The following is a 21377-nucleotide window of genomic DNA, read 5'->3' as shown; positions in this document are numbered from 1 at the left end:
AGCGACTCAAAGCCATGCAATACCGGCCCGCTCTCGCCACCGGCTTCCTCGGCAGCAGCGGCCTCAAACCACCCTGACCCTGACCCCGAAAGGTCAGTACTGCTTGCGCCGATGCTGGGCGACGAGGAGGCCGATACCGCTACAGCCCAGGCGCGCCTGCGGGAGGCGTTGACAGGAGTCGGCGTCAAGGGCGATCTCGCAGCCATCGCCGACGGCCTGCTGACTGCGTCACCCGCCACGTGGTCCAAGACGGCTGAAGCTGTCAGCATCTGCGAGCATCCGAGCAGCGCTCGTAATCCCGCCAGTCCCTGTGCGCTGAAGCCGGCGGATCTGCAGACCCTCTCCCGGGTTCTGCAGCCCTGAGCACCGCGGGCTTCGACCGTGTTTGCCTCCACGGCACGGATTGCCGCGTTTGAGTGCTGTGGCCGGGGCGGGTGAGGGCGTAGCGTCGGTGGTGAGTGTCCCCTTCGACGTGGCGGAGAATGTTCCCGCCGGGGGTGAGTGGCCGGCGGTCGCGGGTAGCCGAGGGTCCGACGCGGCGGCCGGCGCGGACGAAGACGAGGTCCCGAGGTCATGACAGACGAATATGCGGCCCGCCAGCCCAGTGTCGACGGCACCGGCCGGCGTGGCGACAGCCGGGTGTGGGAGTTGATCGGTACCCACGGACCCGATGTGGCCGACCTGTGCCGGGCCGGTGCGGTGCTCCTGCCCGACATCGCGGGGCTCGGTCTGTCGGCCGGTCCCCGAGCCGCCGGCCCGCCGGCCGGGTCGGTGCCGCAGACCCGGTTCAGCAGCGATGCGGTAAGCGCCCGGCTGGAGTCCGCGCAGTACAGCCTGGACGAGGGGCCGTGCCGCGACGCCGCGGGGATGCGCCGGCCGGTGCTGGCCGCCGATCTGCGGGTCGAGCCGTGGGCGCAGCGGTGGCCGCGATTCACCGGCGCTGCGCTGGCTGCCGGTGCCCGGGCGGTGTTCGCGCTGCCCCTGCACGCCGGCGCGGTGCGCCACGACGGCGCCGTCGACCTGTACCGGCGTACCCCTGGCCCGTTGGACACCCAGTATCCGACCGCGGTGGCGTTCGCCGCGGCAGCCGCCGAGCTGCTCACGCTGGAACGTCTCGGCCTGGACTTCACCATGGCGTTCGCCGCTGCCCGCCGAGGCCACCACACCCTCGGCCGGGCCGCCGGCGCCCCGGCCGATGCGCGCGCCGGGCTCGACGCCGAGCCGCCGGCCGTGCCGCTGGCCCGCTGGTTCAACCGCCTCACCCTGGCCACGGTCCGCTCCCACGTGCGCGCGGTCAGCACCGCCGCCGGGCTGTCCGACCAGGACGTCGCCCGGTTCGTGCTCGCCGTGCACGAGGCGATGCTCAACGCGGTCAACCACGGTGGCGGCTACGGGCAGCTGCTGCTGTGGCGCCGCGACGACCGGCTGTGGTGCGAGATCAGCGACCACGGTCCCGGCATGGACATCACCGCCCTGCCCCAGTACCCCGGCACCTCTCCGGACACCGGCACCGACCCGGACCCGACCGACCGGCACGGCCTGTGGTTCATCCGCCAGGCCTGCACCAGTCTGGACATCACCACCGACATCACGGGTACCCGGATGCTGCTGAGTTACCGGCTTGAACACGCCTCCTCGCCGTGACCACCGTCAGTACCCGGCCCGGTCCGGCCGTCGCCCGCCGCCGCACCACCGGGACGCCATCCCAGGGCAGGTGCCGGACATGAGCGACGCCGGACCGCGCCTCGCCCTGGTCGCCACCCCCGCAGCCGCCGAGGCCGGCACGGTTGCCGTGACCGTCATCGGTGACCTCGACGCCACCACGATGGCGGCATTTGATCACCAGCTGGCCGCCATCCTCGACAGCCATCCCCACCACCGTCACCTCGACCTGGACCTGTCCGCCGTCGACTTCTGCGACCTGACCGGCCTGCGCACCCTGCAAACCTTCGACCCCGACGGCGCCGGGCAGCGCCATCACCCGACAGCCCGGATCACCGGGGCCGGCACCGCCGTACAGGTCCTGCTGCGGCTCTGCCGGATCCCCACCCTGCTCGGCTACCATCCACCCACCGAACCCCGCGGGCGCTGACCGCCCGCGACACCCGCAGACAGTGGCCGGTGCCTGCTGCCGACGGCCAGGGCCGGGGTCGTGCCCGGCTGGGGGCCGGTCATTTTACCGGCAGTGCCTCCCACCTCGGGAACAGGCGAGTGGCGGATATGCGCACGTTATTTCGTGATCGGTGTCATCCAAGCCGCGTCACCCGGCGAATGACCAGCATGACGCCGACGCTGCAACTGTCGTCCGATGCCGCCGTCACCGTGGAACGCCGGAACCTCGCCGAGGCCGAGGCGCACACCTTCCGGCCGTCCGGCGAGTGGCTGACGATCGTGACCCCGACCAGGGGATCGTGCCGGATCTCCGGTGATCGTGCGGCGGGCCGGGACGGGATCCTCCGGCCCGGCGAGGTGTGCCGCATCGCCCCGAACCGGTTCGTGACGATGCGTCCGGCGCCGTCCGGCAAGGGAGCCACCGAGCTGGCAGCGGTCAGCCTGTCGACGGCGTCGCTGCGGCAGGTCGCCGCCGAGGACCTCGGGACCGATCTGGACGACGTCGACGCGCTGTATGCGCTGCGCGCCTTCGACCCGGCGGGCGCGAACGTCGTGCACGCGGTGCTGCAGTCCGAGGGCCAGCCGGTGCGGGCCCGCTACCTGGCCATCGCGGGGAGATTTCTGGCCCTGCACGTGCTGCTCTCCCGATCGGCCGGCCGGCCGCGACCCCGGCTTCGCCGCGTTCGCCGCGCAGCTGGTCGCCGACCGGCGCGCGAACCCCGGCGACGACCTGGTCAGCTCGCTGGTGCACGCCGCCGACGAGGACGGCGAGGTGAGCGAGCCGCAGATCGTCTCGCTGGTCGTGCTGCTGATCGTGGCCGGGCACGAGGTGACCACGACGGTGCTCGGCAACACGCTGACCTACCTGCTCACCGACGGCCGCGACACCTGGCACCGGCTCGGCGCGGACGAGGACCTCGCGGCCCGGGCGGTCGACCCGCTGCTGCGCGGGATAGCGATCAGCGACCGGGACGTGATGCCGGGGTTCTTCCGGCGGGCGGTCGAGGACGTGGAGATCGGCGGTGTGCTGATCGAGGCGGGCAGTGTGGTGGCGGCCGACACGATGACGGCCAACCTCGACCCCGACGTCTACCCCGAGGACTGGCGTGAGCACCCGTTCACCCCGTTGACGACGCCGCACCTGGCCTTCGGCGCGGGCCCGCACTACTGCCTCGGATCCTGGCTGGGCCGCATGGAGCTGGAGCTGGCGCTGCACCGGCTGCCCCAGCGGCTGCCCGGGCTGCGAGCGACGGTGGCGACGCGCGACATCGCGTGGCGCCGCGGACTGCTCACCCGCAGCCCGGAACTGCTGCCGGTGACCTGGTGAGTGCGATGGACCAGAACTTCCTCGACGTGATCACCGCGGCGGACCTCGACGCCGGCGCGGTGGCCGCGCTGCCCGTGCCGGAGGCGTACCGCGCGGTGGTGGTGCTCGCCGACGAGCAGAGCATGTTCGACGGCGTGGACGTCGCCGATCGGGAACCCGCGAAGTCCCTTCACCTGCGGGACGTGCCGACCCCGAGCCCCGGGCCGGGCGAGGCGCTGATCGCGGTGATGGCCAGTGCGGTCAACTACAACACCGTGTGGAGCGCGCTGTTCGCGCCCGTGCCCACGTTCCAGTTCCTGCGCGGTTATGCGCGCACCGGCGGGTCGGCCGCCCGGCACGACCAGCCGTGGCACGTGCTCGGCTCCGACCTGTCCGGCGTGGTGCTGCGGACCGGGCCCGGCGTACGCAAGTGGCAGCCCGGCGACCGGGTCGTCGCGCACTGCCTGAGCGTCGACCTCGAGGAACCCGACGGGCACGACGACACCCTGCTCGACCCGGCCCAGCGCATCTGGGGCTACGAGACCAACTACGGCGGACTCGCCGACCTGGCCCTGGTGAAGACGAACCAGCTGATGCCGAAGGCGGAACACCTCAGCTGGGAGGAGGCCGCCGCGCCGGGACTGGTCAACTCGACGGCGTACCGCCAGCTGGTCTCCCGCAACGCCGCGAACATGCGCCAGGGCGACACCGTGCTGATCTGGGGCGCGGCCGGCGGCCTCGGCTCCTACGCCACCCAATACGTGCTCAACGGCGGCGCCACACCCGTCTGCGTCGTCTCCAACCCGCAGCGCGCCCAGCTGTGCCGCGACATGGGCGCCGAAGCGATCATCGACCGCAGCGTCGAGGACTACCGCTTCTGGACCGGCGAGCACACCCAGGACCCGAAGGAGTGGCGGCGCTTCGGCCAGCGCATCCGGGAACTGACCGGCGGCCAGGACCCGGACATCGTGTTCGAACATCCCGGCCGGGAGACGTTCGGGGCCTCGGTCTACGTCGCCCGGCGCGGCGGCACGATCGTCACCTGCGCGTCGACCAGCGGCTACGACCACCAGTTCGACAACCGGTACCTCTGGATGAACGTCAAACGCGTCATCGGCTCGCACTTCGCCAACTACCGCGAAGCGTGGCTGGCGAACCGGCTGGTCGTGCAGGGCCGCATCCATCCGACGCTGTCGCGCGTCTACGACCTCGCCGACGTGGGCCAGGCGGTCGACGACGTGCACCGCAACCGCCACCAGGGCAAGGTCGGGGTCCGCTGCCTCGCCCCGAGCGCCGGCCTCGGGATCCTGGACCCCGCGACCCGCGAACGCCACGCGACCGCGATCGACCGGTTCCGAGCAGGTGGATCATGACCGCTACCACGTGCGATGTGCTGCTGCAGACCGCTCGGACGCTGCCGGAAGCTCTGACACTGCGCAGCCGGGAGCAGCCCGACGACATCGCCTACGTCTATCTGCACGACGGCGAGACCCCCGAGCAGACCATGTCGTACGGTCAGCTCGCCACCGCCGCCCGAGCCCGCGCGGCCGCCCTCGACGCGGCGCGCCTGGGTGGCGCACCCGCCGTCCTGCTCTACCCGTCCGGCCTGGAGTTCGTCGCCACCCTGCTGGGCTGCATGACCGCCGGAGTCGTCGGCGTGCCCGTGCCGGTGCCGACCCGCCGGGTGGCCCTGCAGCGGGTGCGCCGCATCGCCGACGACGCCGGCACCACCACGATCCTCACCACGGCGGCCGTCCGACGCGAACTCCAGCTCGGCGACCCGCCGGAACTGGCCGGGCTGACCCTGCTCGACACCGAGGCGATGGCGGACTTCCCGGCCGGCGACCGGACCTTCCCGCCGCCCCGGCCGGACGACATCGCGGTGCTGCAGTACACCTCGGGCTCCACCGGCGACCCGAAGGGTGTCGAGGTGACCCACGCCAACTTCCACAGCAACGTCGCCGAGACCGTCGAGCTGTGGCCGGCCCGGTCCGACGGGACGATCGTCAGCTGGCTGCCGCTGTTCCACGACATGGGCCTGATGTTCGGCGTGGTGGCACCGCTGTGGGCGGGCATGCCCGCGTACCTGATGGCCCCGCAGGCCTTCATCCGGCGCCCGGCCCGCTGGCTCGAAGCGATCTCCCGCTTCCGCGGCACCCACGCGGCGGCGCCCAGCTTCGCCTACGAACTGTGCGTGCGCGCCGCCGCCGAGTCCGGCATCCCGCCCGGCCTCGACCTGTCGTTGTGGCGGGTCGCCGCCAACGGCGCCGAGCCGGTGCGCGCGGGCACCGTGGCGGAGTTCACCAGGGTACGCGGCGGCCGGCTTTGCACCCCACGCCATGTGCCCGGGGTACGGGCTGGCCGAGAACACCCTGAAGCTCTGCGGCAGCCCGGACGACCGGGTACCCACCGTGCTGCGGCTCGACCCCGACGCGTTGCACGCCGGCCGGGTGGTGCCGCTGGCCGGCCGCGACGGCGCCGGTGTCCCGCTGGTCGGCTGCGGGGTGACCGTCGGCGCCTCCGAGGTCGCCATCGTGGATCCCGTCACCGGCGAGGCCCTGCCGGGCGACCGGGTCGGCGAGATCTGGATCAGCGGCCCCTGCGTGGCTTGTGGCTATCACGCCCGGCCGCTGGAGAGCGAGCAGACCTTCCGCGCCCGGATCACCGGGGAGCCGCACCGCGGCAGGTGGCTGCGCACCGGCGACCTGGGTTTCCGGCACGACGACGAGGTCTTCGTCACCGGCCGGTGGAAGGACGTGGTCATCAAGCGGGGCCGCAACTTCTATCCGCAGGACATCGAGTGGTCGGCCGAGCAGTCCGACCCGGCGCTGCATCCCAACTGTGCCGCCGCGTTCGCGGTCGACGACGGCAGCACCGAGCGGGTGATCCTGCTGGTCGAGGCGGACGGCCGGGCCCTGCGCAACGGCGGCGCGAGATCGCTGCGGGCCCGCGTCGCCGACGCGGTCCTGGACCGCCAGCGGCTGCGGATCGACGAGATCATTTTTGTACGGCGTGGAGCACTGCCCAAGACGTCCAGCGGCAAGGTCCAGCGCCGTGACTCCCGCCGCCGCTACCTCGAGGGCGAGTACGGGCCGGGGGAGGCGCCATGACGGCCGCCATCCGGGCGTCCACCCCGGTCGCCGGTTCGCGCATCGTCGGTGTCGGCGCCTACCGGCCGGCCCGGGTGGTGCCGAACGCGGAGCTGGTCGACCTGATCGACTCGAGCGACGAGTGGATCCGCCGGCGCTCGGGGATCGCGTCACGGCGTTTCGGCGCCCCGGAGGAGACCGTGGTCAGCATGGCGGTCGCGGCGTCGCTCAAGGCGCTGGCCCAGGCCGGGGTGCCCGCCGAGTCGGTCGACATGGTCGTGCTGGCCACGATGTCGCACCTGCGGCACTCGCCGGCCGCGGCGCCGGAGATCGCCCATCTGATGGGTGCCCGATCGGCCGGCGCGATCGATGTGAGCGCGGCCTGCGCCGGCTTCTGCCACGCGTTGGCGCTGGCCGACACGCTGATCCGCTCGGGAACCAGCCGCAACGTGGTGGTGGTCGGCTCGGAGAAGATGAGCGACATCGTCGATCCCCGGGACCGCGGCACGGCGTTCCTGTTCGGCGACGGGGCCGGCGCGGTGCTGGTCGGCCCGGCCGCCGAGGCCGGCATCGGTCCGGTGGTCTGGGGCGCCGACGGCGAGCACAAGGACGCCATCGCGCATTCCGCCTCCTGGCTGGACCTGCGCGACGGCACGACGCCGTGGCCGACCCTGCGGATGAAGGGTCCGATGGTCTACCGGTGGGCTGTCGGCACGGTGCCGGAGGCCGGCCGGCAGGCGGTGGCGGCGGCCGGTATCGGCCTTGCCGACCTGGCCGCCTACATTCCGCATCAGGCCAACCTGCGCATCGTCGAGGCGACGGCGAGCGCCCTCGAACTGCCGCCGCACGTGGCCATCGCCCGGGACGTAGTCGAGACGGCCAACACGTCGGCCGCCTCGATCCCGCTGGCGATGGACCGGATGCTGGCACAGGGCGAGGTCGACAGCGGCGGGTTGGCGTTGCTGGTCGGCTTCGGCGCCGGCCTGACCCACGCGGCCATGGTCGTCACCCTGCCGTAGAGGCCGAGACGCGGGATTCCCGCTCCGACGTGGATCGCTCCGCGTGCATCGACATCCTACGATGCGAGCCTCATGCGAAAGGGGCTCTGCATGCACCTATCAAGATCACGCCTGATGGCCGCCGGCATCGCCGGTATCGCTCTGGTCGCGGGTGTGTCCGTTCCCGCCGAGGCGGCGTCCCCCGCCAAGGCATCCACGGCCTCGGCCGAGACCGCTGCGGTCCAGGCGAAGCCGGCCAAGACCAGCAAGGCCGAGCGCAAACGGGTCGACTCGGTGCCCACCCCGAAACTCGGGTGGTACAAGTGCTACGGGATCGCCGAGTGCGCGACCGTGAAACTGCCACTGGACTACGACAAGCCGAAGGGTGCGAAGACCGAGATCGCGGTCCTTCGGGTCAAGGCCAAGGACCAGAAACACAAGATCGGCAGTCTGTTCGTCAACCCGGGCGGCCCGGGCGGCTCGGCCACCTCGTTCGCGCTGGACGCGCCGTACTTCCTCAGCGAGTCGGTGCTGCAGAAGTTCGACGTCGTCGGCGTCGACCCGCGCGGCATCGGCGCCAGCGCCAACATCAAGTGCTTCCGGTCAGTCAAGGCGCAGACCGCGGTGCTGAACAAACTGAACATCGCCTTCCCGGTCGGGGCGAAGCAGGAGGCGACGTACCTCGCCGGTGCCAAGGCGCTCGGGAAGGCCTGCTCGACCACCGGCAAGCCGCTCTCCGGCGCGATGTCCACCGCCGAGGTCGCCCGGGACATGGACGTCGTCCGCCGTGCCGTCGGAGACAAGAAGCTGACCTATCTCGGCTTCAGCTACGGCACCGCGCTCGGCGAGTACTACGCCAACATGTTCCCGGACCGGGTCCGGGCCCTCGCGATCGACGGCAACCTCGATCCGCGCGCCTGGGTGGGCGCGGGCTCGGCCGGAAATCAGATCCTGGACGCCCGGCTGCACTCGGCGAACGGCGCCTACCGCGCACTGAAGGAGATCTTCAAGCGGTGTGACCAGGCCGGTGAGAAGTACTGCGCGTTCGCGGCGGGTAACCCGGAGACGAACTTCGCGGCGATCGCCAAGAGCCTCAAGGCCAAGCCGGTCGTGGTGAGCGACGAGAGCGGGACCTTCACGATCACCTACGCCGACTTCGTGGGCGCCGAACTCGGCATGCTCTACTCGCCGTACGCCGGCGAGAGCACCATGCAGCTGGCGGCGGACGTCGCCGCGCTGATCAAGGGTGGGTCCTCGTCCGCGGTGTCGGCGGCACGAGCCTCGGTGCTGCACCGGATCCGGACCGCCCGGGCGACCGGGTACGACTTCCCGTACGACAACGGCTTCGAGGCGACCATGGGCGTGGTCTGCACCGACGGCACCCACCCGAAGAACGTGGCGAGCTGGCCGGCGGCGACGACCGTGCGGGACCGGCAGGCGCCGTACTTCGGGAAGGCGTGGGGATACATCGACGTTCCCTGTGCCCGCAGCACCTGGACGGTGCGGGACGAGGATGCGTACCGGGGGCCGTTCACCAAGCGGACGTCCGCTCCGGTGCTGCTCGTCGGGAACTTCTGGGACCCGGCGACCAACTACGACTCGTCCGTGGCGATGAGCCGGCAGCTGCCCAACTCGCGGCTGCTGACCAGCAACAACTGGGGGCACACCGCGTACGGGACGGGGACCTGCGCGACCGGCGCGATCGACAGGTACCTGCTCAGCGTCGCGTTGCCGGCCAAGGGCAAGGTCTGTGCCGCCGAGCACCAGCCGTTCACCGAGCCGATCGATCCCGGAGGCGTCCCGGCGACCGCGACCACGATGAGCGCGACGGCCGGCAAGCGGCTGCCGCCGGTGGTCGCGCCGCAGCCCGTATCGATCCTCACCGGCCGCCGGTGACGATCGGCTGACCCCGATGGTGTGTGAAGTTTCGGCGAGCTCCACGCCGAAACTTCACACACCCGGGTTCGGGCGGCCCTGTCGGGCAGACACCGATGTATACGGTGAGGCCATGGACATGGTGCGTGGTGACAGGACGTTCGAACGGACCATTCTGAAGTACGCGGCGGGCGTATGTCTCGGCATGCTGCTCCTCGTCGCCTACCCCGCCTACGTCGAGATCACGACGCGTGGCGACTTCGCCGCCGACCGCCTGGAGACGCACAGCGCGACCGTTCTGAACACGGACTACGACTCCGGCTGGGACACCAGCTCGAACTGGACGAGTCAGCAGATCACGCTGCGGCTGGACACCGGCGCGGAGCGGACCAAGCCGCGGAACGAGATCATGATCAGGGTGGACGAGGGTGACACCGTGTCGGTCGGGCTCTCCCACGGCCGGTTGGTGTCGGTGCAGGGCACCTACGTCAGGTCGCCTTCCGCCGTCACCGCATTCGGGCTGTTGATCATGGCGGGCGGGCTTGTGCTGTCGGCCATCTGCGCCGTGCAGATCCGCAGATCCCCCTCGACCCGGTCCACTCCGTACACTTCGGGCTACGTCCTCCAGGCCCTGGTGTTGTACCTGCTGCTCTTCCTCGTGACCTGGCCCGGCCGGTACGAAGCCTGGGGCCCCGTCATCAACCTGGTCCTGGCGACGGCCATCCCGCTGGCCATCTTCGGGGTGCGTCACCGGCGGCCCGTCCCGGCCGTCACCCCCTGAGGCGGCCCGCGATCGCGTCGGCGATCAGCGCGGCCACCCGGTCCGGGTGCGCGACCGGGACCGCGTGCGAAGCACCTTCGACGGGGGCGAACCCGGCGATGTAGACCAGCGCGCGGACATTGTCGTGGCCGCGGGCGGCGTTGGTGATGACCGAGCCACCGTACGAGTGACCGGCGAGCACGACCGGGCCCTCGATCGACGCGACCAGCCCGGACAGCGCGGCGGCGTCACGGGACAGGCTGCGCAACTCGTTGGGCGCGGCAATCACCCGATGACCGCCCGCTTGCAGCAGCGGAATGACCCCGGACCAGCTGGCCGATTCGGCGAAAGCGCCGTGCACCAGGACGACCGTCACGTCAGACAAGGGGCTCGCCTCCGTCGATCGCCAGCGAGACGCCGGTGAGGAAAGGTGTGGTCACCGCGAACACGACGGCATCGGCGATGTCGTCGGGGGTGCCGATCCGGCGAGCGGGGCTCGTCGTGGAACGCGCCGCGAACAGGCGCTCCTTGGCCTCGTCGCCGAGCGCGTCGTACGCGCCGGTGTCGATCGTCCCGGGTGAGATCGCGTTGACCCGGATCGGCGCGAGTTCCACCGCGAGGCCGCGGGTCAGCACGTCGACCGCGGCGTTGGTGGCGCCGACGGCGAGCATGCCGACCGCCGGTTTGCGGGCCGACCGCCGGTTTGCGGGCCGACCGCCGGTTTGCGGGCCGACGAGCCGGAGAACAGCACGAACGAGCCGTCGGCGGGCATCCGGGGTGCGAAGTGTTCGGCGAGCAGCAGGGGTCCGACGACCTTGACGTTGAAGGAGGTGAGGACGACCTCAGGATCGAGAGTGCCCACCGTTCCGCGGGCTCGGGCCGAGGCGGTCGACACGACGTGATCGACGCGGCCGAGACGCTCGGCCAGCGCCGCCACACTGTCCTCGTCGGTCAGGTCGATCCGTTCCGCGGCGATGCCGGGCATGTCGTAGGCGGCAGCGAGTTCGGCCGGGTTGCGGCCGGCGACCACGACCTCGGCGCCGGCGGAGTGCAGCGCCAGGGTGACGGCACGGGCGATGCCGCTGCCGCGACCGATGACCAGAACGGTACGACCGGAGAGTGGTGCACTCATCGTGTTCCTTCGTGTCCGGTTGCCGGCTCAGGCCTGAAGCTGACGTTTCTGGAGGAACGCGCTGATGATCGCGGCGACCTGATCCCCGGCGCTCTCGAGGAGGAAGTGGCCGCCCGGCAGCAGGTGGATCTCCGCGTCCGGCACGTCGGCGCCGAATGCCCGCGCGCCGTCCGGCCCGAAAATGGGATCGTCCTGGCCCCAGACGGCCAGCACCGGTGGCCGGACGCGCCGCAGGTAGGCGTGCAGGTCCGGGTACATCGCCGGGTTGGTCCGATAATCGCGGAACAGCGCCAGCTGGACCTCGTCGTTGCCCGGACGTGCCACCAGCGCGTAGTCGTGCTCCCAGGTGTCCGGGCTGATCAGGCTCTCGTCGGGGGCGCCGGTGACGTACTGCCACTTGATGGCGTCCCGGGTCAGGGCGGTGCGGATGTTCTTCTCGGTCTCCGGGGGCTGCTCCTGCTGGTAGGCCCAGACGGTCTGCCAGAAGCTCTCCACGAAGCCGGCGTCGTAGCCGTTGCCGTTCTGACTGATGATCGCGGTGATCGCTGCCGGGTTCCGCAGGGCGAGTCGCCAGCCGATCGGCGCGCCGTAGTCCTGCACGTAGATCGCGTAACGGGTCAGCCCCAGCTGGTGCAGCAGCCCCGACGTCAGGTCGGTCAGGGCATCGAAGGTGTACACGAACTCGTCGGCGCCGGGCGCGTCGGAGAGCCCGAAGCCGAGGTGGTCGGGCGCGATGACGTGGTAGCGATCGGCCAGGGCCGGAATCAGGTTCCGGAACATGAACGAGCTGGTGGGGAAGCCGTGCAGCAGCACGAGAACGGGTGCCCCGGCGGGTCCGGCCTCGCGGTAGAACAGCCGGCGGCCGTCGACGGTCGCATAGCGGTGATGGATCTCCACCATTTCTAACTCCTCTGGCTCATTTTGATGGTTAGACCACATCACGAGGGGGTGTAACCTGTCAAGCATGGAATGGCGGTTAGACGTGGATCGCGCGGACGAGCAGTTCCTCCTGGAGCTGCTGAACACCACACCCGTCGCCGACGGCGTCGACCTCGACGAACTCGCCGACGCCGACGCCGGCCGTGCGTGGCTGAGGGACCGTGGCCGAGACGCCTCACCCGAGGAATGGCGAGCGGTCCGCGCCGCCCGCGACGACCTTCAAGCGGTGGTCCGGGGCACCGCCGACCCGGCGACCCTCGCCGGATGGCTCGAGCGACTCACCTGGCAGCCCACCCTGGACACCGACGGCGTCCACTGGACGTGGGACCAGCCGTCCGGGCGAACAGCGGCAGCGGCGGCAGTCCTCGCCTGGAGCGCCTTGCGGAAGTCGAGCCCCGGGCGGCTGCGCCCCTGCGGCAACCCGGAGTGCCGCCTCTTCCTGATCGACCACAGCAAGCCCAACAGCGCCCGCTGGTGCTCGATGGCGGTCTGCGGGAACCGTATGAAGGCCCGCCGCCACTACGGCCGCGTCCGCCAGTCCGCAGCCGCCGAGCCCCGCCACTGAGCTTGCCGATGCACGCCTCTGACCCGTGGGCGGATATCCCGACACGCCCTGCGGCCGGATGCGGCACCGTCCGAGGACTGCCTCTACCTCAACGTCTGGACCCCGGCCGCCGACCGCAGACGCCGGCCGGTGATGTTCTACAACCACGGCGGCGGCTACATGATCGGATCCGGTTCGGCCACCGGGCAGGACGGCACCCGTCTCGCGCAGCGCCACGACGTGGTGGTCGTCGAGTCCCACCATCGCCTCGGTCTGCTCGGCTACCTGTTCCTCGGCGACCTCACCGGCGGTGACCACGCCGCCAAACAGGGCATGCTCGACATCCTCGCGGCGCTGCGCTGGACGGCCGAGAACATCGCGAACTTCGGCGGTGACCCGGACAACATCATGGTCTGGGGCGAGAGCGGCGGCGGCGCCAAGACCGCGGCCGTCTACACCATGCCGGCGGCTTCGCGGTTGTTCCACAAGGCGTCGGTCGAGAGCGCCGCCCCACTGCGGTTCCCGACCCGCGCCGGCGCCACCGCCCGCGCCGAACGCACTCTCGACCTGCTCGGGCTGGCCCGGCGCGACATCCGCACGCTGCACGACATCCCGGCCGCGCGGCTGCTGGAGATCCAGCAGTCCGAGGCCGCCAACGGTGTCGCGCCGTGGGGCGACCCCGACCCGCCGGACGTCTTCCGCATCGACGAGGCCGGCCTGCGCAGCCGGTTGAGTGGCACCTACCAGGGCGCCGAACTCGACCGGATCATCGACACGTTCCGCAAGTCACGGCCGGACGCCACCCCGGCCCAGTTGTACTTCGCGATCACCACTTCACCGATCTGGCGCGCCGCCATCAAGATCGCCGAAGCCAAGCAGGCGCAGCGCCGCGCACCGGTGTACATGTACCAGCTCGCCTACCCTGACCCCACCCTCGTGCCCGGCACGAACTTCCCGCTCGGCTCACCGCACGCCTCCGACATCCCCCTCAAGTTCGCCACCCTGAGCAGCGACGCGGTGCCGGGACGGCAGGACACGGCCCGTCACCTGAGCGCGTTGTGGGCCGGCTTCGCCCGCACCGGTCACCCCGCCGCGCCTGGTGTCCCGCATTGGTCCGCCTACACATCGAAGTCGCGCGCCACGATGTGGATCGACGCGGAGTGCAAAGTCGTCCATGACCTCGACAAGGCCGAGCGTTGGTACTGGGAGGACCGTCGCCACCGATGAATTGCCGGGCCGGACAAGAAGTCCGGCCGGCAATCGTGTCAATGTCGAGTAACGGCAATCATTTCAACGTCGAGTAATAGCTGGCGAACCCCTCTTGTTCGCAGTCCTGCATCCAGTGAGCCTTGCTCCCGGTGGGCATGACGTCGACCGACGACAACTCGCCATCCTGGAGGACAGCCTTGATATCGTGGTCGTTGAGGCACTTGATGAACGCCTCCATGTGGTCGGCGTAGGCCGGGTCGAGCCGCCTGGCACGGTCCCGCGCAAACTCGGGTTGCTTCGATGCGCAATTCTTCTTGAGGTCGGCCCGCACCTTGTCGGACAACGGGCCCCAAGCGTCCGAAATGTTGGCGGGATCGATCGTGTATCCGCCCTTCATGACGGCTGCCTTGGGGAGGCCGTTCGTCAGCAGGCAGTTGGTGAAGACGTCTGCCGCGCGTGTGATCTCCTCGTCGGAGGCGTCGAGCCGGATGAGGGGGCGCTCCGCCGATACCGCCGTGGCCGAGGCAGCGGCGGACGGCTGCTGGATGCTGGCGACACCCGTGGTGGCCTGGGCACCGGACGAGGAGTCGGTCGTGGCAGCGCCACTACAGCCGGCGACGAGAGTCAAGCTGACGGCGGCGGTGACAACCACGGCCGCGCTCCGCGAACGAGAAACTCCGATGATGGACATGCCGGAATCCTCACCGAGCAATGTCAGCGAACTGTCGAGACCTCCAACCGGGTCACGCCGGTGCCTGGCGGGCCCGGGGCAGGGTGATGGTGAAGGTGCTGCCGATGCCGAGCCGGCTTGTCGCGGTGATGTGGCCGTCGTGGGCCTCGATCAGCTTGCGGACGATCGCCAGGCCGAGGCCGCTGCCGCCGGTGGTTCGGCTGCGGGAGGAGTCGGCGCGCCAGAAGCGGTCGAAGATTCGTGGCAGGTCGGCGGGTGCGATGCCCGTTCCGGTGTCCGTTACCTCGATGATGAACTGATCGTCGGTTGCGGCGGTTCGTAGTGTGATGACACCACCGTTGTCGGTGTGCCGGATGGCGTTGGTGACCAGATTGCCGACGATCTGGCGCAGCCGGACCGGGTCCACCGACAGCTGCGGGTCGACGGTGAAATCGGTCGAGAGGCGTATGTGCTGAGACTCGGCGATCCTGCGGTGTGCATCGGCGACCTGCGTCAGGACGTCGTTGACGTACACGTACTCGGGATAGAGCTGCAGGTCTCCCGTGTCCGCGGCGGCCAGGTCGCGCAGATCGTCCACCACACGCTGCAGCAGGGACGTCTCCTCGAGCAGCACATCCAGCAGTTTGGCGTCGGTAGGTGTCATACCGTCCTGGGCGGCCTCGATGGAGCCACGGATGTTGGTCAGCGGCGTGCGAAGTTCATGGGCCAGGTCGCTCACCAGGGCTTTACGCTGCGCCTCCAGGGTCTCCCGCCGGTCGAACAGATCGTTGAGGGCCACGGCCAGGTAACCGATCTCGTCGCGGGCGCCGACCGGGACCCGGCTCTGCTGCTCGACCGGGCGGCGGACGGACGCGGTGAGCCGCCGCAGCGGCCGGACCAGACGGGTGCCGACCAGGAGGGTGACCGCCACCGCGATGATCAGCACGAGTCCGGTGCCCACGGCGATCCGGATGACGTTGGAACGGGTCAGGCTGATCGAGGTGGCCGGCGCGCGGGCCTCGTGGTCGGTGATGAAAAGTAGTGCGGCCGGCGCCACGTACGGGGTGAGCTGCACCTGGCGAGCGGATAACAGGCATCGCTGGATTTTTTCCAGGCTGATGCCGCGAGGCAACGGCACACCTTTGCTCAGCACGGCGAACTGCTGATCGACATAGATGGAGCCCGGCAGCTTCTGGCCCAGACAACTGCCCATCAGGCCCCGCAGGGTCCGCAGTGCCTTCACCTCGGTCGGCGTCGGGTCTTGCAATCCGGTGGATTCGCAACCGGCCCCGAAGGGGTCCGGGGTCACGACGGGACGGCCGCTGGGTGTGTGTGTCAACCGCGCATTGACGTTGCTCTTCACGCACGCGAGGGACTGGCGGGCGTGGTCGTCCAGTTCCCGGCGCTCGCGAGCAGGGAGCCGGTACGGCCCGACCGCGCGAGCATCGATGGTCGCCTTGCCCGCGTCGGTGCTGTCGGGGTTGACCCGGAGCGGGTCGACGACGGCCGACGGTCGGGTGACTTGCAGGCTCGGCCCTGCCGACGAGTCGGCGATCGGCTGGCGGTCCCGGGTCAGCAGGGTGACCCGATGGCCGGTTCGTCTGCCCAGTTCCGCGACGGTGGGCGAGACATCGTCCCAGCTCGAGTGGGTGGCGGCGAATCCGATCAGCGTGTCGTAGATCAGCGTGTCGTCGGCGAGCGAGCGACCTTGTTGCTGCGCGATGGCCCGGGTCGTCGTCCTGGCCGTGAACCACGCGGTCGCCGCGATCGCCGCGATGGCGATCAGGATCGACGTCGCCAGCAGCCGAATGATCAAACTACGATGCCACGGCAGGTCAGGACGGCGCATCAGCGTCTTTCGGCGCGACGGCCGGATCGGTGAGCTTGTATCCGAGGCCGTACACGGACAGCAGCCGGACCGGATGCCGCGGGTTGTTCTCGATCTTGCGCCGCAGATTCAGCACGTGGGTGTCGACCGCCCGGTTGGTGGAGTCCCGGTCCAGTCCCTGCGCGTGTGCGAGCAGCTGGCCGCGAGTGAAGATCCGATCGGGCTGCCCGGCCAGCATCGCCAGGATCGCGAACTCGGCCGGCGTACACGAGATTTCTCGCTCACCGATGGTGACGGACCGCCGGGGTACATCCATCGTCAGGTCACCGACGTGCAGCAGGTCGTCGTCGACCCGGACCCGATCCACGCGCCGCAGCAGGGTACGCACCCGAGCCACCAACTCCCGCGGGCTGTACGGCTTTGTCACGTAGTCGTCGGCGCCCAGGTCCAGCCCGAGCAGCAAGTCGTCCTCTCCGGAACGGGCGGTGAGCATCAGGACCAGCACCGACGACTCCTTACGCAGGATCCGGCACACGTTCAGGCCGTCGAGGCCCGGCATCATCACGTCGAGAATGATCAGATCCGGTCGCGTCCGGCGTGCCTCGGCGAGCGCCTCGCGCCCGTCGTGCACGACGAGGAGCCGATGGCCTTCGGCCCGCAAGTAGCTGCCCACCAGGTCGGCCTGACGGCGGTTGTCCTCGGCGACGAGAATGTCAGCGCACACCCGGCGGACTATAAGCCGCCACCGGCGACCGTCGCCAACGTGCGGTTTCTTCCTTGACAATCTCTCGACAATCGCCCGGCAACCTGCCGGTATGCGAATGATCCCGCGATCCGTGCCCGCCGGATCGGCCATCTCGGCGGCATCCCGGCCGAGTCGATCCCGCAGCCGGCGCCGTCTTGTCGGCGTCGTCTGCGTCATCGCGGCCCTGTCCGTCCTGGGCCTGGGTCTCGGCTTCGCCCGGTGGGCCGGTCGAGCCGCCGCTGCCGACCAGCGAGCGGAACCGGTGACCCCGACGGCGACCACGACGGTCACCAGAGGGGACATCTCCACCGCGCGCACCATCTCCGGAACTCTCGGTTACGGCGCGACCCGCGTCATCACCGGCAGCGGGAACGGAGTGATCACCTGGCTGCCGGCCGCCGGGACGACGATCACTCGCGGACAGCGGGTGTACGCGGTGAACGACCAAGCCGTGCCGCTGTTCTACGGCAGGATCCCCCTCTTCCGGGATCTCGACACCAGGGGCACCGTGGGGCGCGACGTGCGGATGGTGTTCAACAACCTGCGCGCCCTGGGCTACGCGGTAGGCGGACAACCGTCACCAGGAACAGCCGTCACGACCGACGCGCCCGCGGGAGCTCCTTCGCCGGCGGCCCCGACAGACAAGGTGCCGACCATTACCCAGCCGCATCCCCCCTCAAAGGTCATCACCAGGACGGTCCACGACGGTGAAGCAGTCCTGACCGCGGCCCTGATCACGGCGATCAAAGCCTGGCAGCGACACCTCGAGCTCCCGGCGAGCGGCGAGCTCACGGTCGGTTCCGTCCTGGTGCTCCCGGCCGCGGTCCGCGTCAGTGCACTATCGGCGCAGGTCGGTGCCCCCGCCTCGGGAGAGCTGCTGTCGGCCACGTCGACCAGCAAAGTGATCACCGCGCTGGCCGACCAGAGTGAGGCCGCCGCCGTCGACAACGGCGATCACGCCACGGTGGCCCTCTCCGACGGCACCACTGCGCCGGCCACCGTGACCTCGGTAGGCACGGCGTTGCAGACCCCGGACGGCGGTGACCCGTCGAACCCGAAACTCACCATCACCCTCGTCCTGGACCAGCCGTCGAAGCTCAAGCTGGTCGACTCGGCCGATCTGCAGGTCTCCTTCGCGGCGCAGACCCACAAACAGGTCCTGACCGTCCCGATCAGCGCGCTGCTCGCGCTGCAAGAGGGCGGGTACGCGCTGCAGACACCCGCCGGCGCCCTGATCGCCGTCAAGACCGGCATCTTCGCCGACGGTCAGGTCGAGGTCAGCGGGACCGGTGTCGACGAGGGCATGACCGTGGTGACGACGTCGTGAGCACGGTGCTGTCGGTGCGCCGGGCAAGCATGCGGTATGCCCCCGAGGTCACCGCTCTCGACGAGGTGTCCCTCCGGATCGAACGGGGCGAAATGCTGGCCATCGTCGGGCCCTCCGGCTCCGGCAAGTCGACCCTGCTGAACATCATGGGGACGCTCGACCGGCCCACCTCCGGAACGATCGAGATCCTGGGCCAGGACGTCACCCGGCTCTCCGACCGCGACCTGTCCGACATTCGCGGCCGGCTGCTCGGCTTCATCTTCCAGCAGTTCCACCTCACCGCCGGGCTGAGCGCCGCCGAGAACGTCGCCACCGGCCTGCTCTACGCCGGCATCCCGCGGCGCAACCGGCGCGCCATGGCCGAGGAGGCCCTCGACCGGGTCGGGCTCGGCCATCGCATGACCCACCGCCCGCACGAGTTGTCCGGCGGTGAGCGGCAGCGGGTTGCCATCGCCCGAGCCCTGGTGAACGGTCCGGTCCTGGTGCTGGCGGACGAACCGACCGGTGCCCTCGACACGGCCAACGGCCAGGCCGTACTGGGGCTGCTGACCGAACTGAATGCGGAGGGCACGACCATCGCGCTCATCACCCACGATCGGGACATCGCCGCCCGGGCACCACGGCAGGTACACATGCGCGATGGGCGCCTCGTCGCGGACGTGATCTCGACGGAGAGTGCCGCATGAGCCGGCTCGGCCCTCGTGACCTGCTCGGTGTCGGCCTGATCGGCATCCGTACCCGCAAGATGCGAGCACTGCTGTCGGCGTTGGGAATCTCCATCGGCATCGCGACGATGGTCGTGGTGACCGGCATCCCGGCGTCCAGCCAGGCGGACCTGCTGCGGACCCTGTCGGCACTGGGCACCAATACCCTGCAGGCCGCACCCATCGATCGCGACCCGCCGGTGACCCTGCCGGAGGAGGCACCCGCCATGGTGGCGCGGATCGGACCGGTCCTCACCGCCAGCGCCGTGGCCAACACACACACCGTGGTCCGCCGCAACGACCGCACCGATTCCCAGGACGGGCTCGGCCTGACCGTCCTGGCCGGCAAGAGCAACCTGCTGACCACCCTCAACGGCACAGTCCGCTCCGGTCGTTTCCTCGACGCCACCAGTGAAAAACTGCCGATGGTGGTGTTCGGCTCGGTGGCCGCGACCCGGCTCGGCTTCAGCGACCTGCCCGCCGGTGCGACCCCGCCGCAGGTGATGATCGGCGACCAGTGGTTCACCGTCATCGGCATCCTGCACAGCATCGCGCTGCACCCCGACATCGACCGTGCGGTGCTGATCGGCTGGAACGCCGCCCGTACGCTGCTGCGTTTCGACGGCCATCCCACGGTGATCTACCTGCAGGCTCAGGAGGACTACATCGAGGCCGTCCGGGCCGTGCTCCCCGCCACCGTCGACCCGCAGCACCCGTCCGACGTCCAGGTCACCGCCCCGTCCGACGCGCTGGCCGCCAAACGGGCCACCCAGACCAGCTTCTCGGCGCTGTTCCTCGGCCTGGCCGCGGTGGCGCTGCTGGTCGGTGGCATCGGGGTCGCCAACACCATGGTGATCTCGGTCCTGGAAAGGCGCGCCGAGATCGGGCTGCGCCGCGCACTGGGCGCCCACCGCGGCCAGATCCGGGCCCAATTCCTCACCGAGGCGGTCGTGCTGTCCGCACTGGGCGGCATCGGCGGAACCCTGCTCGGCATCACCGCGACCACCGGATACGCGTGGTCACAGAACTGGCCGGTGGTCATCCCCGCCGGAGCCACGCTGACCGGCCTCGGCGGGGCAGCGCTGATCGGTGCGGTCGCCGGCGCCTACCCGGCGATGCGCGCCGCCCGGCTCATGCCCACCGAGGCGCTCAGCGGAAGCTGACCGACGACCTGCCGGGCCGGACCGCCACGAGCGGCGCTCCCGCCGGCGGCATCGGCCGGAACCGGTCCGGCCGCAACCTCACCGTCACCGGCGGGCCGGCTCCGGTCCGCCACCAGGTCTGCGCCGGCCACCTCACACCAGGGTGGTGATGTCCGAGGCCAGGCGACGCAGGTCGGTCAGGTGCGCGAACCTGCCGGGCCGGTGGTAGACGTGCTGCTGCCAGCAGTGCCTCGCGGCGCCGGGGCAGTTGCCGGGCGGGCTGCTGTGCACGGCCAGCGCCGCCGTGCCGGGTGCCGGTGTCACGGTGAGGTCGAGGCATGGCTGGTAGGCGCGGAGCAGGCCGGGTGCGTCGCGGGGCTGGGCCAGCGACCGGAACGCGGCGGGGATGTCGTCCAGGGGCAGGGCGGCCAGGTACGCCTCGTAGTCGACGGCTGCCGATGTCGCCGGGTCGGCGGGGACGGTGGCGTCGACGGTGACGACCGCGTGGGTGGCGTACCGGGTAGCGAACAGGGTCGCCAGCGCCGCCGACGAGGCGTGCCCGACGATGACCGGAGCCCGCCGGACACCCAGGCTGTAGATCAGGCCGGCGAGATCGTCGATCAGGTCGTCGGGCGTGTACCGCCCGCGCCGGTCACCGCTGTCGCGGTGGCCGGGCAGGTCGACGGCGATCACCGTGGCGTGTGGGCGCAGCTCGGCAGCCAGCGGCCACCAGAGTTCCCGGCCGAACAGGACCGCGGGCAGCAGCACCACCGGCCGGCCGTTGCGGCCCCACGTGTCGTAGCACCACCGGCCCTGGAGGCCTGGCCACGCGTGGCTGGTGCGCAGCGGCGGAAGGATCTGCTCCTTCATCGCTGCGCCACCGCTGCGTCACGGCCGGAGCCTTCCGGACGCGGGCCGGCAGGGCCATGCGGATGGTGCGCCCAGCGGCCCGGTCGCTCGCCGCGCATGGCGGCGCGAAAGAAAATGTCGGACGGCA

The 21377-nt window shown here is 70.6% G+C and carries 22 protein-coding genes and 1 pseudogene; 15 read left to right on the top strand and 8 right to left on the bottom strand.

Features of this window, described 5'->3' with window-relative positions:
- From ADL15_RS53120 to ADL15_RS21570, 10 genes and pseudogenes are all read left to right on the top strand, one after another.
- The coding region (locus ADL15_RS53120; RefSeq protein WP_232344260.1) for a hypothetical protein at positions 1-363 on the top strand (363 nt) is incomplete at its 5' end.
- A gap of 210 nt (positions 364-573) precedes the next feature.
- Entirely contained in the window at positions 574-1644 is a 1071-nt protein-coding gene (locus tag ADL15_RS21610) for an ATP-binding protein (RefSeq protein ID WP_067694033.1), read from the top strand.
- Positions 1645-1723: 79 nt separating this feature from the next.
- On the top strand, positions 1724-2092 hold the full coding sequence (locus ADL15_RS21605) for an STAS domain-containing protein (RefSeq protein ID WP_067694029.1): 369 nt from the start codon (positions 1724-1726) through the stop codon (positions 2090-2092).
- A gap of 792 nt (positions 2093-2884) precedes the next feature.
- The gene (locus ADL15_RS21595) at positions 2885-3439 is read left to right on the top strand and encodes a cytochrome P450 (protein WP_157441506.1); all 555 of its coding nucleotides are present in this window, start codon (positions 2885-2887) and stop codon (positions 3437-3439) included.
- A 5-nt stretch (positions 3440-3444) separates the two neighbouring features.
- On the top strand, positions 3445-4791 hold the full coding sequence (ccrA, locus tag ADL15_RS21590; protein ID WP_067694021.1) for a crotonyl-CoA carboxylase/reductase: 1347 nt from the start codon (positions 3445-3447) through the stop codon (positions 4789-4791).
- Positions 4788-5678 (top strand): annotated as a pseudogene (locus tag ADL15_RS57110) (AMP-binding protein); the annotation flags it as partial. The gene ccrA and the pseudogene ADL15_RS57110, both read left to right, overlap by 4 nt.
- 79 nt (positions 5679-5757) lie before the next feature.
- Positions 5758-6528 carry an acyl-CoA synthetase family protein gene (locus tag ADL15_RS54300; protein ID WP_198170934.1) on the top strand — a complete coding sequence of 257 codons (771 nt, stop codon included), beginning with the start codon at positions 5758-5760 and terminating at the stop codon, positions 6526-6528.
- A complete protein-coding gene (locus tag ADL15_RS21580; RefSeq protein ID WP_067694018.1) occupies positions 6525-7526 on the top strand; it encodes a beta-ketoacyl-ACP synthase III in 1002 nt (333 codons plus the stop codon). The genes ADL15_RS54300 and ADL15_RS21580 overlap by 4 nt, the downstream gene beginning before the upstream one ends.
- A 72-nt stretch (positions 7527-7598) precedes the next feature.
- The gene (locus ADL15_RS21575; RefSeq protein WP_232344258.1) at positions 7599-9401 is read left to right on the top strand and encodes an alpha/beta hydrolase; all 1803 of its coding nucleotides are present in this window, start codon (positions 7599-7601) and stop codon (positions 9399-9401) included.
- Between the two features lie 112 nt (positions 9402-9513).
- Positions 9514-10161: a hypothetical protein gene (locus ADL15_RS21570; RefSeq protein ID WP_067694013.1), complete on the top strand. Its 648-nt coding sequence runs from the start codon at positions 9514-9516 to the stop codon at positions 10159-10161.
- Here ADL15_RS21570 and ADL15_RS21565 read toward each other — a convergent pair.
- Genes ADL15_RS21565 through ADL15_RS21555 form a run of 4 tightly spaced genes read right to left on the bottom strand, consistent with a single transcriptional unit; the run spans position 10151 to position 12172 of the window.
- A complete protein-coding gene (locus ADL15_RS21565) occupies positions 10151-10516 on the bottom strand; it encodes an alpha/beta fold hydrolase (RefSeq protein WP_232344264.1) in 366 nt (121 codons plus the stop codon). The two genes, ADL15_RS21570 and ADL15_RS21565, sit on opposite strands and share 11 nt — an antisense overlap.
- 1 nt (position 10517) lies before the next feature.
- Positions 10518-10811 (bottom strand): SDR family oxidoreductase, encoded by a 294-nt coding sequence (locus ADL15_RS56480; protein ID WP_198170932.1) that lies wholly within the window; start codon positions 10809-10811, stop codon positions 10518-10520.
- Positions 10769-11272 carry an SDR family NAD(P)-dependent oxidoreductase gene (locus ADL15_RS21560; protein WP_198170930.1) on the bottom strand — a complete coding sequence of 168 codons (504 nt, stop codon included), beginning with the start codon at positions 11270-11272 and terminating at the stop codon, positions 10769-10771. Before ADL15_RS21560 ends, ADL15_RS56480 begins: the two co-directional genes overlap by 43 nt.
- A 27-nt stretch (positions 11273-11299) precedes the next feature.
- Positions 11300-12172 (bottom strand): alpha/beta fold hydrolase, encoded by an 873-nt coding sequence (locus ADL15_RS21555; RefSeq protein ID WP_067694010.1) that lies wholly within the window; start codon positions 12170-12172, stop codon positions 11300-11302.
- 64 nt (positions 12173-12236) lie between these two features.
- Between ADL15_RS21555 and ADL15_RS21550 the strand changes: the two genes are divergently transcribed.
- Together ADL15_RS21550 and ADL15_RS21545 are read left to right on the top strand one after the other, a co-directional pair.
- A complete protein-coding gene (locus tag ADL15_RS21550) occupies positions 12237-12776 on the top strand; it encodes a CGNR zinc finger domain-containing protein (protein ID WP_067694007.1) in 540 nt (179 codons plus the stop codon).
- An 18-nt stretch (positions 12777-12794) separates the two neighbouring features.
- On the top strand, positions 12795-13982 hold the full coding sequence (locus tag ADL15_RS21545; RefSeq protein WP_198170936.1) for a carboxylesterase family protein: 1188 nt from the start codon (positions 12795-12797) through the stop codon (positions 13980-13982).
- 58 nt (positions 13983-14040) lie between these two features.
- Here ADL15_RS21545 and ADL15_RS54290 read toward each other — a convergent pair whose 3' ends face one another.
- Genes ADL15_RS54290 through ADL15_RS21530 form a run of 3 tightly spaced genes read right to left on the bottom strand, consistent with a single transcriptional unit; the run spans position 14041 to position 17186 of the window.
- On the bottom strand, positions 14041-14655 hold the full coding sequence (locus tag ADL15_RS54290) for a hypothetical protein (RefSeq protein WP_067694001.1): 615 nt from the start codon (positions 14653-14655) through the stop codon (positions 14041-14043).
- Positions 14656-14707: 52 nt separating this feature from the next.
- Positions 14708-16450 (bottom strand): sensor histidine kinase, encoded by a 1743-nt coding sequence (locus ADL15_RS21535; RefSeq protein ID WP_232344257.1) that lies wholly within the window; start codon positions 16448-16450, stop codon positions 14708-14710.
- A 19-nt stretch (positions 16451-16469) separates the two neighbouring features.
- A complete protein-coding gene (locus tag ADL15_RS21530; RefSeq protein ID WP_067693995.1) occupies positions 16470-17186 on the bottom strand; it encodes a response regulator transcription factor in 717 nt (238 codons plus the stop codon).
- A 91-nt stretch (positions 17187-17277) separates the two neighbouring features.
- Here ADL15_RS21530 and ADL15_RS21525 point away from each other — a divergent pair, with 91 nt between their 5' ends.
- Genes ADL15_RS21525 through ADL15_RS21515 form a run of 3 tightly spaced genes read left to right on the top strand, consistent with a single transcriptional unit; the run spans position 17278 to position 20401 of the window.
- Entirely contained in the window at positions 17278-18534 is a 1257-nt protein-coding gene (locus ADL15_RS21525) for an efflux RND transporter periplasmic adaptor subunit (protein WP_157441504.1), read from the top strand.
- Entirely contained in the window at positions 18531-19220 is a 690-nt protein-coding gene (locus ADL15_RS21520; protein WP_067693992.1) for an ABC transporter ATP-binding protein, read from the top strand. The genes ADL15_RS21525 and ADL15_RS21520 overlap by 4 nt, the downstream gene beginning before the upstream one ends.
- On the top strand, positions 19217-20401 hold the full coding sequence (locus ADL15_RS21515; RefSeq protein ID WP_067693989.1) for an ABC transporter permease: 1185 nt from the start codon (positions 19217-19219) through the stop codon (positions 20399-20401). The genes ADL15_RS21520 and ADL15_RS21515 overlap by 4 nt, the downstream gene beginning before the upstream one ends.
- A 132-nt stretch (positions 20402-20533) precedes the next feature.
- Here ADL15_RS21515 and ADL15_RS21510 read toward each other — a convergent pair whose 3' ends face one another.
- The gene (locus tag ADL15_RS21510) at positions 20534-21250 is read right to left on the bottom strand and encodes an alpha/beta fold hydrolase (protein ID WP_067693986.1); all 717 of its coding nucleotides are present in this window, start codon (positions 21248-21250) and stop codon (positions 20534-20536) included.
- Positions 21251-21377: the final 127 nt, after the last annotated feature.

Source organism: Actinoplanes awajinensis subsp. mycoplanecinus, assembly GCF_001509495.1.
Classification (GTDB): domain Bacteria; phylum Actinomycetota; class Actinomycetes; order Mycobacteriales; family Micromonosporaceae; genus Actinoplanes; species Actinoplanes palleronii.
Note: the sequence above shows the minus strand (reverse complement) of the source record. Positions and strands in the feature narration are given on the sequence as shown.